This is a genomic window from Paraglaciecola sp. 2405UD69-4, from assembly GCF_047525415.1.
Taxonomy (GTDB): domain Bacteria; phylum Pseudomonadota; class Gammaproteobacteria; order Enterobacterales; family Alteromonadaceae; genus Paraglaciecola.
This window is the reverse complement of record NZ_JBLIXM010000003.1, coordinates 102,661-115,157: the sequence shown is the minus strand read 5'-3', so window position 1 is coordinate 115,157 and position 12,497 is coordinate 102,661. Positions and strand designations below refer to the sequence as shown.

Sequence of the window (12,497 nt, the reverse complement as noted above, 5' to 3'; positions counted from 1 at the left end):
TTTTATGTGTTCTCCTTCAGATACAACTCTGGATTTTCTGGCTCATACACATTAATTTTTGCTTCAATTAGTTGTTCTTCATCACAAAAAATTAAACAATCAAATACACTCAAACCATTCTCTTCTTTAAATAGCTTAGTCACTTTCGTTTCTAACTGCATACCCAGTGTAAATTCACTAACCGCAGCTTTAAAATTACGAGCACTGACTAAGAATCCTAGGGCAACTTCGCCACCCTCTTGCACTTTGTTAGCATTAGCATAGGCTGCAATGCTTTGTGCTAAATACTCTAACCCTACATAAGAGGGCACAGATTTTTTTTCAGGATTGTAAAAATTACTTTGTTCTCTAATCTCTAACAAGCAGGTGGCAGAGTCTTCTGAAAACTCCTTTAATTGCTCAATCAAAATCATAGGGTGGGCATGTGGAACCACATCTTCTATGGCGTATTTATTCATGTTCTAAACCTATAATTAAACTCACATTATTACCGCCAAAGGCAAAGGAGTTACTTAAACAATATTGCAAAGGGTTACTCAATTGGCTGCTAGCTGTTACCCAGTTTAGTTTTGGTATAGCCGGGTCAGCTACTTCATCCCAAAGTTGGGGTGGCAATGCTTGGTGTTGTAAAGCTAAATAACAAAACGCAATTTCTGTTGCCCCTGCAGCGCCTAAGGTATGGCCAACACTGCCTTTGGTTGAACTCACAAAAGGACTAGATGGAAAAACAGTGGCAACTGCAATACCTTCCATTTCATCATTTTTGGGCGTGGCGGTACCATGTAGGTTGATATAATCAATGTCCTTGGGAGTAAGCCCAGCATTATCTAGCGCTTGTACCATGGCTGCTTTTGCTCCTTCTCCCTCAGGATGAGGCGCTGACATATGATGGGCGTCACTAGACTCACCACCAGCACAAAGACGAATGCTAGATTTTTGTCTACTTAGTACAGCTAAGGCCGCCGCCTCGCCAATATTAATCCCATCTCGATTCTTACTTGAAGGGTTACAAATACCCGCAGAGGTTGACTCTAATGCGCTAAAACCATTTACTGTCATACCACACAATGAATCAACCCCACCCACTATTGCTACATCAATTAATCCAGCATGAATCATTTCAGCGGCACTAATAAAGGTTTTAGCACTTGACGAACAAGCAGTTGAAATAACAGTTACATAGCCATCAAGTTTCGCATATTCACTTAAGAACTCTGCAGGATTTGATAACTCTTGCACTCTGTAATCATAATTATCAGGGAAAGTAGCAGCATCAAGTTTATGCTCCATGGCGATCTCACCTTGGGCTATCCCCGAAGTGCTAGTGCCTAAAATGATCCCAAATCGAGAGCTAGGAAACCTCTGCTTTAATTCATTAACAGTGTTTTCAATTTGCAGATATGCCTGAAGTAACAACTGATTGTTACGACTTTGAAAGTGTTTAGGGTAGCCAGTCAAATCAGGTAAGGCTTTAGTCACTTGACCCACATAAACCTTATCATCATGGAGTAAGTCTTCTCGTAACTGCATTCCCTTTTGGGAGCCTGAAAATAAATTGTCAGCCACTTCTTCGGCATTGCCCCCAAGAGGGTTACACAAGCCAATGCTATTTATGTATAAAGGTGTTGCGCTATACACCTAATCAGCCTCACATAACTTTGTTAACATGCGAATACCACGAGTAGAGTTTTTGACAAAAGGATTACTCTCATCCCAAGCGTACCCAGCTAAAATTGAAGTGATCATAGGTTTTACCTCTGACTCTTCATCTTGGAAAAAAATTACATTTTGGAAACTAGTGTCATACCAAGACATAACAAAGGTTTTAAATACCTCAATGCCTTTTCGTAAAGGCTCATCATAATCAGTTTGCCAATCAATAGTTTCACCGGATAACTGCCGGTTAAGAAGGCTAGCTGCTGATGCCGCCGAGCGCATTGCTATGGTTACTCCAGATGAAAAGACAGGATCTAAAAACTCTCCCGCATTACCAAGTAACGCAAAACTAGGGCCGTGCAAAGACTTAACACTTGCAGAATAGCCTCCAATAGTTCGGGCAGGCTGTAGCACTTCTGCAGTGGCTAATAACTCACTTAAGTTATCATCATCATGGATAAATTTGAGCAACTGCTGCTCGCAGCTTTGGGACTCGTCAAAACATTCTGGCCGACCAACCACACCAATACTCGAAGTGCCATCAGAAAAAGGAATTAACCAATACCAAACATCGGCTATCTCAGGGTGTACAGTGATCAAAATTTTGTTTCGATCAAAGGTAGCGTTTGCTGGAATATTATCTTTGAAGTGCGTAAAGACTGCTTTTCTGGTGCTAAGGTTACTAGGTAGCTCTAAGTCCAACATACGGGGTAATACTCGCCCAAAGCCACTGGCATCAAGCATAAACTTGGCCTTAAGTTGGTAACTTCCTTGCTCGGTGCTTACCTCTAAGCTAGCTCCGTTTTCATCATTAGTAACAGCTTGAACCGTTTGTTTGTACCTAAAATCTGCGCCAGTCTTTGCAGCTTCATCTGCCAGTAACTTATCAAAGGCAGCACGCTTGACTTGAAAAGTGGTACCAGGACCTTCAGAAAATTTATGTTCAAAATTAAAGTCTGAACGCTCCCCTTTACGATAAAAGGCGGCGCCATTTTTATATTGAAAGTTAAGCTGAGCTGCATGTTCAAGCAAACCTTCTAAAAGGCCTGCTTGCTCAACAAATTCCATACAGTGAGGAAGGAGACTCTCTCCTATGGAAAAACGAGGAAACTCTTCTCGTTCAACAACTATGGTGTTCCACCCGTTATTAGCTAAGATAGCAGCAGCAATTGCTCCAGCAGGCCCTGCGCCTATGATAACTACGTCACAGGTTTCTGTATTACTCATATTCCCTTCTCCGTCTGTAAACCATTAACTAACTTCTTTATGCACTAATGTAAGGCGATAACTTATCTAATACACATTGGGGCGTTTCAAATAACATCTCACCATTTTCAATATCAACAGCAACCTGAATGGTGTAAGCCTTATTCAATACTTTTGCAGTACTTTTATCTCTGATTACATATTCAATTTTTAATCTAGACTGATACTCAACCAAATTGGCTTCAACGATTATCACGTCACTTAATTTGGCAGAGGCCACATATTTTAAGCGCATATCTACAATGGGCCATATATAGCCTGTAGCTTCCATCTCTAGATAATTGTAATCAAACGCTTTTAATAGTTCGCACCTAGCCATTTCTAAATATTTTACATAATTGCCATGCCAAACCACCCGCATAGAATCAACATCATAGAACTGAACTTCCATCTCGGTACTGACGCTAACAATGGGTTTAGCTTTCATATAAAGACCATCTTTGTTGTTGCACAAAAGTAACTGTTTGGCGTAATAACTTATCTGTAGGTCTGTCTTCATCAAGGAGTTCAAAGAATTCGCAGATGTCATCTAACATATTTGTCATGTCTGTGGTCAGCGAAGACTTTTGAAGCTCGCCACTTAAAATACGTAACCGAACCCCCTGCACCGATGCTAACAAGGTAGCTGCAATAACTTGTTCAGTTAGCTGTAACACTCGTAAACAGTCCCTTGCAGCGATAGTCCCCATGCTCACTTTGTCCTGATTGTGACATTCAGTTGAGCGAGAAAATACGCTCGCAGGCATAGTTAGCTTTAAAGCTTCAGCTGTCCAAGCGGAACATCCAATTTGTATTGCTTTAAAACCATGGTTTATAAATTGTCTCTCGCCCTTAGCCCCCGACAAATTAGACGGTAAGCCGTGGTTCATTTTGACATCCACCATAGTGGCAATTTGTCTATCAGCTAAATCCGCAAGATTTGCCACACAGTTTTTCAGTGAGTCCATGGCCATAGCGATGTGCCCACCATAGAAATGCCCTCCATGTAATACATGCTCACCAATTCCATCAATTATGGGATTATCGTTTGCACTATTCAGTTCGTTGGTAATCATACTTTGGAACCAAGGCAAACTATCTTGTAGCACCCCTACTATGTGGGGCGCACACCGAATTGAGTATCTATCTTGCAATCTCTGAGAGTTACGTGGGTGGGTATGGTGATTGAGGTCCTGCTGGATCCAACTTGCAATCTGATTTTGGCCAGGGTGAGGCTTCACACTAAATAGAATATCGTCAAAGTGATTACTGTTTCCCTTTAATGCCAAGCTAGATAAGGCTGTGATCCTCGCCATTAACTTAGCTAAATAAGTCGCTCTGTCATAGGCAAGACAAGCTAAAGCCGTCATCACAGCGGTTCCATTCATAATAGCTAGGCCTTCTTTAGGCCTTAACTTTATTGGGGTGAGACCAGCGAGTTTAAACGCCTCAGAACTTAGCATTATGGTGTCTTGATAATACACGTCCCGCTCACCGATCAAAGCACCTGCAACATAAGATAAAGGCGTGAGATCACCACTTGCACCAACAGAACCTTCTTGGGGAATAACAGGAATGATATTTTGGTTCAACATCTCAACGAGCAAGTTAAGTAAATCCCAACTTACCCCCGAGTAGCCTTGAGATAAAGAGGTCAAACGAGCAGCGAGAATTGCCCTACCTTCTTCTATGCTAAAAAACTCCCCTAAGCCACAGCCATGGAAGCGCGTAAGGTGAATTGGCAACTCATCAACAAGAGACAATGGCACTTCAACTGTACATGAATCACCATATCCAGTTGTTACACCATAAATGTGCCCATCTTCTTCAAGTAACTTATCAAGAAACTTCACTCCTTGGTCTATTCTATCCCTAAAGAGCTGATCATCAGACAAAACAACTTGTCTGCCTGATTTTGCAATACTGACGATATCTTCAATAGAAATCTTGTTTGAGCCCAAACACACTTTATTCAAGCCTGACTCCATTTAGCTTACTCCCGCTTTATCTATTTATTGTTTTGTTGATTAGGATTTTCTGCTTCGTTTGCTCGCCAGAAATCAAAAAAGTTATTCCATTGATAAGGCTCTTTCAAACAATAATAACTCAATCTCGAGGTGTATTTTTCCATCAACTTTTGAAAATACTCGGCGCGCTCTTTACGCTTCACTTTAACTGGCTCTGCAAACTCTTCTATATAAGTTTGATACCTACCTTGCTCTGAATTTTTTATGCATGTCATAAAAAATACCGGGCACTCCATAATGGTAGCTAGAGCAAAAGGCCCAATTGCAATAGGTGCAGGTTTAGACAAAAAAGGTACAAACTGCACGCTATTTGGATTATTAACCGATGTCCGATCCGCAAAAATAACTACTGCCTCTCCGTCATCTATTTTCTGCTTCAACATAATAGTGTCATCGGGACCAAAGTTATTCACATGGACAAAATTAATTGCGGCATCAGGGTTTATTTTCTTCAGAAAGTTGTTAAATGAGGGGGCATGCTCGTTATAAGTGATTATGTTTAATTTTTTCTTGTTTTTTCCAGAGCTAAAAATTGCACGGCATATTTCCATATTGCCTAAATGAGCACTTAAGATCACCGCACCTTGGCTAGAGGTTAGCTTCTCATAAACGTCAGAATTCATGATCTCAATATCATCAATATGAATTTTTCCTAGCCAAGCATCAAACTTATCTACAATCGCCAAGCCAAACGTTATAAACACTTTAAAAGCATGACGGTGCAATGAAAAGCCTGAAGGCGCAACACCACCTCGGCTGGCTTCTAACTGGATCCAATAATCTTTGATTGCATGCCTAGCAATACGCCCGGTTAAATAAAAATAAAGCATGACGGGAAACAAACAGACTTGAAAAAGGCCTTTGCCAAATACTTTATAGATAAATACTAGGCACTGAATACCAAACATGCTTCCACGTTCTTTCAGCGTTGACCAATGTTGGTTCTGTTCCATAGTTATTTATTCCCTCGCCTAAAAAGCAACTTAGGTATTCGAATCAACATGCCAAAAAACAGTTTGCTATGCATCTTTGAAATCAACCAATTATCTTGTAGTGCATTAAAATGAGACACGCCGCCTTCAGGGTAATGAACCCGAGTGGCAATAAACCTAACGTTAAGGCCTTGCCAAAATAGCCGCACCATAACTTCAATGTCGAAGTCCATGCGCTTACCTAACTCAACCTGTTCAATTAATTGTGCGTAAGCCGCTAACGGATAAACCCTAAAACCACACATTGAATCTTTAATTTGAAATGAAAGGGTTTCAACCCATACCCAAAAGTGCGTGATAAAACGACCGTAATAGCGGCCTTTGGAAATACTTTGGTCGTAAATTGGTCGCCCACTAATTAAGGCTTTAGGGTTAGCTTTTGATTCAGCTAACATAACCTCTACGTCAGCTAAATTATGTTGTCCGTCAGCATCAACTTGTAAAGCGTGAGTCATGCCCATTTCATAGGCTTTTACAAGACCTGTGTTTACCGCAGCACCTTTGCCACCATTAAATTCTCTACGCAGTAAAATAACATCGAGATAATCTTCATCAATCTTAGAAAGTACCTTTTGGGTTACAGGCTCACTTCCATCGTCTACTAAAATAATCGGTAATTGAAATTTTAGAAGGCTGGCAATGGTATCCTCAATGACATCCCCATGGTTATAATTGGGTATGACAATACAGTACTGTGAAGTCACTTAAAAAGTACCTTACCCGAGGCATGTTGCCCATGAATAGAACTATAACTAAAAGAGTATTTGCTTGAATTTAGCTTTTTCAGATGCAAGGAAATCTCATAATTTGGACAAATTATGATTTGAAATTTTAACGCACTCAAACCTACAAACTGATTTGGATCCACTTCAAAATATTCCGCTAGGTACTCCATTACCCAATGGGTTAATGCAACCCCCGGTAACACAGGAGAAGAAGGAAAATGCCCTTTAAAATAATATAGGTTTTCTGGGATACTGATCACCAGAGTTACCTCGTCCTCACCCTGCTCTTTACTTAATATATCTCCATGATATACATCTTCACTCAAAATAAGACTCCGCTTCTCGCCTGCTCAATTTTCCTCTGGCATTATAGGGTAATTCAATTGGATATCTATATTTTTTTGGCACGAGTACAGCCTCATACCAGTTAGATAAAAAGCCTTTAAATAGCTTATCTAATTCCATTTTTTTCCAGCCTTGACTTGCCTGGTTTCCCTCTTCATTTAGTACAATTAAGGCCGCTAACTTACGACGCTCTGTACCAATGACTACAACAAAGGCATCATCTATAAATGGATGCTGTTTAAGCCTATTTTGAACCTCATCTAGAGACACTCTTTTCTCTTCGATTTTAACAACACTATCTGCTCGCCCAAGCACTCGAAACCGATAATCATCTAGTATTTGCACCCTATCATCTGCATTGTAAAGTGGCTCAGAGATATATGATGAGGAAATGGCAAGTAAGTCACTACCTTGTTGATATGAGATTTTCACTTCGTTAAAAACGTGCCAATCTTCATCTGATAATGATTGTCTAGCACGCCATCCAATTCCACCAGTTTCAGTGCTCCCAAAAACTTCTATCAATTGACATTGTAGCGCCTGTTGTAGAGCTACGTTTTTATTCGCATCTAATGGACCGCCAGATGAGAATATGTTGCGTACCTTAGCCTTAACTGCAGCTAAAGGATTATCTGCGACCATGCGTTGCAGCTGAGCTGGACTAGAAATAATAGTGGCAGCCATGCAGCTATCCGCTGCAATTTGAGTTGCCATTTGCTCTGGATATTCATATGCCTGTGGCACAAAGGCATGCCCTTTATTTATAGGCCACAAAATTTTGTACAATAACCCGTATATATGCTGATGGGGTACAGTAGACACAAACACTGTTTCCTTAACGTATGCATGAAACTTACTCTCCAATGCATCTACTTCCCTGTGCAAAAGCTTATAAGGCTTAATAATTATTTTAGGGGTCCCTGTGGACCCAGAAGTGTAAAAATAAACCTCAGCTTCAGCAGAAATAGTTAAGGTAAGTTCAGCGACCGGTAAACAATCAATATCGGACGTAAATGTTGGCGATATAAACTCTGGCCCCACACTCGCATCTACTGACAACTTTACATGCTTGATATGTTCAGGCTGTGAATTTTGGGGCAGAACCACTGATTTACCAGATGACAACAAGGCATAAAACAAAGCAGAAAAAACAAAACTGTCAGATTCGCTAAGAAGCCATTTTTTAGCCGGATGAGCCGAAAAGAGCCTTTGATATTTGTCGACAATGCCAGCCCATTTAGAAGCACTTTGTTCTGAACCAACAAAACAAACTTGTGATGACTTAAGGGTGAAAAAAGTTGGAGTCATTTGAGTAATTCGCATTCCTACTGAAGAACATTGCGGCTGTTAGGTCAACAGCGATAAGGTGATTTTACAATGATACAAAAGTCAATTCTAACGCCACAGCAACAGGAATGCGAGTACCAGTGACCCGCCATAAGACAACAAGCTAATGATTTTAACGCTTAACTATCGGGAAACAACCACATCAAGCCATTTCTTATTACATCAGGGGTAGCTGAAAGATGGTTTTGATTTTGTATAGTCGTAAACTTGTAATCCCACTTTGAGTCTTGTGAAAGCCAATAGTTAACCCATTGCTGGGATGGTACTTTATATTTTTCATCATCAAACTCAGCAATAGATACAAATACTTTAGGTCTATCCTGTCTTTCATTTAACGGGCGCTTAAACAAATCTAAGTTACGATATAACGCAGGGTTACTTGCAATCACGCCAAAGAATGGGGCCTTACCATACATACTAGAAAACAACCCAAACTGCCCACCTAAAGATTGTCCAAATAAGATCTGTTTTTGCTTATCAAGCCTATATTTTTTCTGCATAGTAGGCATTAACGTATCTATAAAAAATTGTTCAAAAACTGCTGCGCCTCCCCAATGCTCACGCTCACTGGAGGGCGCTGTAAAATCATGGCTTCGATCATTACCTTTGCGCCAGTCATGGGTACCGTAACTTATTCCAACAAGGATCATAGGTGGAATATCTTTCATCCATCTTAGATGAGTGTAATGGGCAGAAAATAGCGGAAAGGTAGTCCCACCATCTAATAGATACAGTACCGGAAATGTTGCAGATTTTTGTTCTAAATACTCTTCTGGCAAACGAACAAAAACATGATAGTTATTCTTACTAGTTGTCTTTTTTGGGTTTAATAGCTCAAAGTACTCAACAGTGCCTAGCCCTTGTAGTTTCTCCCATTTAACCTCAGAAGCCGCTGCCCCAAAGGCCATTATAAAAAATAAAGCACCGAAAGTTAGTTGCTTTACAAACAAAGTTATTTTCATACTACCCTCAAAAAATCATGGCTTTAAGTAAGTTGAATATTGTGAAAGTGCTCAACACTTGGAAAGGGATCGTAAAAATGATGTAACAAAGCTTTCCATTGTTGATATTCAGGTGACTGCCTAAAGCCCACAGTATGGTCTTCTATAGTTTGCCATTGCACCAGCAACAGATAACGATTATCTTTTTCTATAGACCTTTGCAACTGGTGCCACATATACCCTTGCATTGAAGAGATGATAGTTTGAGCTTGTTTAAAGGCCGCTTCAAACTCCTGTTGTTTTTCAGGAATGACATCAAGTATGGCCTGCTCTAAAATCAAATTTTATCCTCATGTTTATGGGGTTTAAGACACATCACGCAGTACCCGAAAAGATGCAATATAGCTTCTATCAAGGTGGCACTTAAAAAGCCAAACAACACACCCCAGACCAATGCTTGCAAGTCAATTAGGATCACATAACTATATTGTTCCATAGTCTGCCCAAAGGTGTCACCCTCAGGTGTAACAAGCACATGAAAGGTTCGCTGCAAAGCACTTTTAGATAAAACCTCTTGTTCAGCTTTTAAAGAAATTACCCGGTCAACGATATAGCGAATATTTTTAGCATCATCAATAAACACTGCATCTTCACTTAATTCGTAATGCCTTAGGAGTGCCTGTATGTCACCGGCAAAAAATCGCTCTGCTGTTTGTTGAAATCCAGCCAAAATCCCCTGCGCTTCAGTAAGCTGGGCATTAACTCGCTTTTCATATTGGTCAACCACGGCAGGCACTTGAATACCAATTAATAACCCGCTACAAAACAACATCAACCTTAAATAGTCTAAACATAGTTTTATCATTATTATACTCACTGACTACACAGCATACCTTTATGGCGCTAAATTACCTTGCTGCTAACTTACTGAACTTCTATAGTAAACAAAAGGACATCTTAGGAGATACGTGTTTGTTAAAATATATCTTAAAATCAGCCAGCGTACTGCTCATAATGAATTCAACTAGCTTGAAAGCAGATGAACTCGTGCTTACTGAAACCCTTGCACCAAGTGTCAGTCAACTCTGCCCTACAGATTTTTACACTTTGCCCTTATATCCAAACCCCAAGTTCTGCCAACAATTTGCGACGACTCTACCTGCAAGCTTGTCTTATTTTGCCGCAAGTGCTCCTAAAGCTACCCGAGACTTTTATCTTACAGAGCTAGGTGAAGCTGAAGACGAGAAGATCTTAAAGGGCAGAATTGTTTTACAATATGCTGACGGTCAAAAAGTTGTTGTTATATCTAAAGACGGAGCAGGAAGCCAAATAGATATACTTGTAAAATCAACAAGTTAAATAATACTCCAAACGTTTCTAACCCTATCCAATTTCCGCCAATCAGCTTTCTAGTTCATTGGCACTTTCTTTGCTTATCCATGTAATAAAACATATTTGTCAAAATACTGACGTTAGCGCGTGGAGAGATCATGGAACTTGGAATTATACTGATGATGTTACTGATAATAGTGGCAGTAGCAGCGATGAAACTTAACGAACCTGGGATAGCTTTTCCATTCAAAAAGAAAGGTAACTTGTTTACCCCAGTTGAGCGTACTTTCTTAGCTTTAATAGACGATGCGGTAGGTAAAGACTATCGAATATTATGTAGAGTGAGAATGAATGATATTTTAAGCATTCGTCAAAGCACCAATAAAAAGACTAGCATTAGCGCCACCACTCGAGCGAGTAGTAAACACTTAGATTTTGTTTTATGTTCAAAGCAAGACATGTCACCCGTTATGGCAATAGATCTTGTCCATATGAAAGGTAAAGACGGCTATAAAAGTCAACGAGACTATTTCGTCAGTGGAGCATTAGATGCTGCCAACATTCCCCATGTAAGAATCAAGGTACGCTCAGGTTATACGGCGGCACAAATTCGTGAGTGTATTCATGCTAAATTACCTAAACCACAGCTGAAACAGTTAAGTCCACCAGCCTCTCAAGGAAAGAGTGCCTTAACCAACGAATTAACCGGCCAGCCTAAACCAACACGTCCAATCAGAACAAATAAAACTGTACCTAGGAATCCAGTGGTTCCAGCCTAAAGTAAATTGCAGATACAAAAAAGCCAGCGATTAGCTGGCTTTTTACTGTGTAAAGCTTGATTAACCTTTAACGAAATCAACACCAAGGGCGATATCGCCACGAAGGCCTTCAATCATTGAAGCTTTAGCGTTTTCTTCGAATTCACTTAACTCACCGTAAGATAAAATCTCTTCTACGCCATTTTTACCTAAACGTACAGGGTGTGAGAAAAATACTGCATCATCACTGTTTGTTTCAACGTAAGTATACTCAACCACATTTTCACCACGCATTGCATCAACAAGTGATAAACAAAAACGAGCAGCAGCTTGTCCCATAGATAGTGTCGCTGAACCGCCACCGGCTTTAGCTTCCACCACTTCAGTACCAGCGTTTTGAATACGAGTAGTTAAACTAGCTACTTCTTCATCAGTAAACTCAACACCTTCAACTTGTGACAATAATGGTAAAATAGTAGTACCAGAGTGACCGCCGATAACAGGTACATGAAGGTTAGCTGGGTTTAACCCTTTTAATTCACCAACAAAAGTTTCTGCGCGGATAACATCAAGTGTTGTTACACCGAATAATTTGTTTTTGTTGTAAACACCTTTAGCTTTAAGTGCTTCAGCTGCAATAGCAACAGTTGTATTTACTGGGTTGGTAATAATACAAGTACAAGCTTCTGGACAGTTATCTGCGATACCGTCAACTAGGTTTCTCACAATACCTGCGTTAATATTAAATAAGTCAGAACGATCCATACCAGGTTTACGAGGAACACCTGCTGGAATTAATACTATGTCACATCCAGTTAATGCATCTGCTAAATCATCTTTACCATAGCCTTTAACTTTAACATCAGTTGGTATGTGGCTTAAATCAACAGCAACACCTGGAACTACTGGAGCAACATCATACAAAGATAACTCTGAACCTGCTGGTAATTGAGTTTTTAACAATAAAGATAACGCTTGGCCGATACCGCCGGCTGCACCTAATACAGCTATTTTCATGATTCTCTCCTGTGAAATACTTTCTGCGTTGCAATAGTTAAACTACTGCTAACGAGGTTGTGAAATACAAGTTTATGCTTGTTTAACGGTTTGTAACTGAATAATTATACAA

The 12,497-nt window shown here is 40.1% G+C and carries 15 protein-coding genes; 2 read left to right on the top strand and 13 right to left on the bottom strand.

What is annotated here, in order from left to right; genetic code table 11:
* Positions 1–2: 2 nt before the first annotated feature.
* The 12 genes from ACMUMK_RS12680 to ACMUMK_RS12625 all read right to left on the bottom strand — a co-directional run bounded on the left by ACMUMK_RS12680 (position 3) and on the right by ACMUMK_RS12625 (position 10,143).
* Positions 3–458 carry a 3-hydroxylacyl-ACP dehydratase gene (locus ACMUMK_RS12680; RefSeq protein WP_414701512.1) on the bottom strand — a complete coding sequence of 152 codons (456 nt, stop codon included), beginning with the start codon at positions 456–458 and terminating at the stop codon, positions 3–5.
* Positions 451–1,638 carry a beta-ketoacyl-[acyl-carrier-protein] synthase family protein gene (locus ACMUMK_RS12675; protein ID WP_414701511.1) on the bottom strand — a complete coding sequence of 396 codons (1,188 nt, stop codon included), beginning with the start codon at positions 1,636–1,638 and terminating at the stop codon, positions 451–453. The genes ACMUMK_RS12680 and ACMUMK_RS12675 overlap by 8 nt, the downstream gene beginning before the upstream one ends.
* The gene (locus ACMUMK_RS12670; RefSeq protein WP_414701510.1) at positions 1,639–2,883 is read right to left on the bottom strand and encodes an NAD(P)/FAD-dependent oxidoreductase; all 1,245 of its coding nucleotides are present in this window, start codon (positions 2,881–2,883) and stop codon (positions 1,639–1,641) included.
* 37 nt (positions 2,884–2,920) lie between these two features.
* Entirely contained in the window at positions 2,921–3,349 is a 429-nt protein-coding gene (locus ACMUMK_RS12665) for an acyl-CoA thioesterase (protein WP_414701509.1), read from the bottom strand.
* The gene (locus ACMUMK_RS12660) at positions 3,339–4,889 is read right to left on the bottom strand and encodes an HAL/PAL/TAL family ammonia-lyase (RefSeq protein WP_414701508.1); all 1,551 of its coding nucleotides are present in this window, start codon (positions 4,887–4,889) and stop codon (positions 3,339–3,341) included. Before ACMUMK_RS12660 ends, ACMUMK_RS12665 begins: the two co-directional genes overlap by 11 nt.
* Before the next feature lie 20 nt (positions 4,890–4,909).
* Positions 4,910–5,881: a family 2 glycosyl transferase gene (locus ACMUMK_RS12655; protein ID WP_414701507.1), complete on the bottom strand. Its 972-nt coding sequence runs from the start codon at positions 5,879–5,881 to the stop codon at positions 4,910–4,912.
* A gap of 2 nt (positions 5,882–5,883) precedes the next feature.
* Positions 5,884–6,624: a glycosyltransferase family 2 protein gene (locus tag ACMUMK_RS12650; protein ID WP_414701506.1), complete on the bottom strand. Its 741-nt coding sequence runs from the start codon at positions 6,622–6,624 to the stop codon at positions 5,884–5,886.
* The gene (locus ACMUMK_RS12645) at positions 6,621–6,971 is read right to left on the bottom strand and encodes an acyl-CoA synthetase (RefSeq protein WP_414701505.1); all 351 of its coding nucleotides are present in this window, start codon (positions 6,969–6,971) and stop codon (positions 6,621–6,623) included. Before ACMUMK_RS12645 ends, ACMUMK_RS12650 begins: the two co-directional genes overlap by 4 nt.
* Positions 6,964–8,298 (bottom strand): AMP-binding protein, encoded by a 1,335-nt coding sequence (locus ACMUMK_RS12640; RefSeq protein WP_414701504.1) that lies wholly within the window; start codon positions 8,296–8,298, stop codon positions 6,964–6,966. The genes ACMUMK_RS12645 and ACMUMK_RS12640 overlap by 8 nt, the downstream gene beginning before the upstream one ends.
* 158 nt (positions 8,299–8,456) lie before the next feature.
* Positions 8,457–9,299 carry an alpha/beta hydrolase gene (locus ACMUMK_RS12635; RefSeq protein WP_414701503.1) on the bottom strand — a complete coding sequence of 281 codons (843 nt, stop codon included), beginning with the start codon at positions 9,297–9,299 and terminating at the stop codon, positions 8,457–8,459.
* 23 nt (positions 9,300–9,322) lie between these two features.
* A complete protein-coding gene (locus ACMUMK_RS12630) occupies positions 9,323–9,619 on the bottom strand; it encodes an antibiotic biosynthesis monooxygenase family protein (protein WP_414701502.1) in 297 nt (98 codons plus the stop codon).
* Positions 9,616–10,143 (bottom strand): DUF2937 family protein, encoded by a 528-nt coding sequence (locus ACMUMK_RS12625; RefSeq protein WP_414701501.1) that lies wholly within the window; start codon positions 10,141–10,143, stop codon positions 9,616–9,618. The genes ACMUMK_RS12630 and ACMUMK_RS12625 overlap by 4 nt, the downstream gene beginning before the upstream one ends.
* A 149-nt stretch (positions 10,144–10,292) precedes the next feature.
* Here ACMUMK_RS12625 and ACMUMK_RS12620 point away from each other — a divergent pair, with 149 nt between their 5' ends.
* Positions 10,293–10,637, top strand: a complete 345-nt coding sequence (locus ACMUMK_RS12620; RefSeq protein ID WP_414701500.1) for a hypothetical protein — start codon at positions 10,293–10,295, stop codon at positions 10,635–10,637.
* A 131-nt stretch (positions 10,638–10,768) separates the two neighbouring features.
* Positions 10,769–11,389, top strand: coding sequence for a DUF2726 domain-containing protein (locus tag ACMUMK_RS12615; RefSeq protein WP_414701499.1), 621 nt, complete (start codon positions 10,769–10,771; stop codon positions 11,387–11,389).
* Positions 11,390–11,449: 60 nt separating this feature from the next.
* Here ACMUMK_RS12615 and mdh read toward each other — a convergent pair whose 3' ends face one another.
* Complete coding sequence (gene mdh, locus ACMUMK_RS12610) at positions 11,450–12,385, bottom strand: malate dehydrogenase (RefSeq protein ID WP_414701498.1); 936 nt, start codon at positions 12,383–12,385, stop codon at positions 11,450–11,452.
* Between the last annotated feature and the right edge of the window lie 112 nt (positions 12,386–12,497).

Coding starts and splice junctions, on each gene's coding strand:
- ACMUMK_RS12640 (WP_414701504.1), bottom strand. CDS start 8,298: ATGACTCCAACTTTTTTCACCCTTAAGTCATCACAAGTTTGTTTTGTT.
- ACMUMK_RS12620 (WP_414701500.1), top strand. CDS start 10,293: ATGAATTCAACTAGCTTGAAAGCAGATGAACTCGTGCTTACTGAAACC.
- ACMUMK_RS12635 (WP_414701503.1), bottom strand. CDS start 9,299: ATGAAAATAACTTTGTTTGTAAAGCAACTAACTTTCGGTGCTTTATTT.
- ACMUMK_RS12625 (WP_414701501.1), bottom strand. CDS start 10,143: ATGATAAAACTATGTTTAGACTATTTAAGGTTGATGTTGTTTTGTAGC.
- mdh (WP_414701498.1), bottom strand. CDS start 12,385: ATGAAAATAGCTGTATTAGGTGCAGCCGGCGGTATCGGCCAAGCGTTA.
- ACMUMK_RS12665 (WP_414701509.1), bottom strand. CDS start 3,349: ATGAAAGCTAAACCCATTGTTAGCGTCAGTACCGAGATGGAAGTTCAG.
- ACMUMK_RS12680 (WP_414701512.1), bottom strand. CDS start 458: ATGAATAAATACGCCATAGAAGATGTGGTTCCACATGCCCACCCTATG.
- ACMUMK_RS12615 (WP_414701499.1), top strand. CDS start 10,769: ATGGAACTTGGAATTATACTGATGATGTTACTGATAATAGTGGCAGTA.
- ACMUMK_RS12660 (WP_414701508.1), bottom strand. CDS start 4,889: ATGGAGTCAGGCTTGAATAAAGTGTGTTTGGGCTCAAACAAGATTTCT.
- ACMUMK_RS12670 (WP_414701510.1), bottom strand. CDS start 2,883: ATGAGTAATACAGAAACCTGTGACGTAGTTATCATAGGCGCAGGGCCT.
- ACMUMK_RS12655 (WP_414701507.1), bottom strand. CDS start 5,881: ATGGAACAGAACCAACATTGGTCAACGCTGAAAGAACGTGGAAGCATG.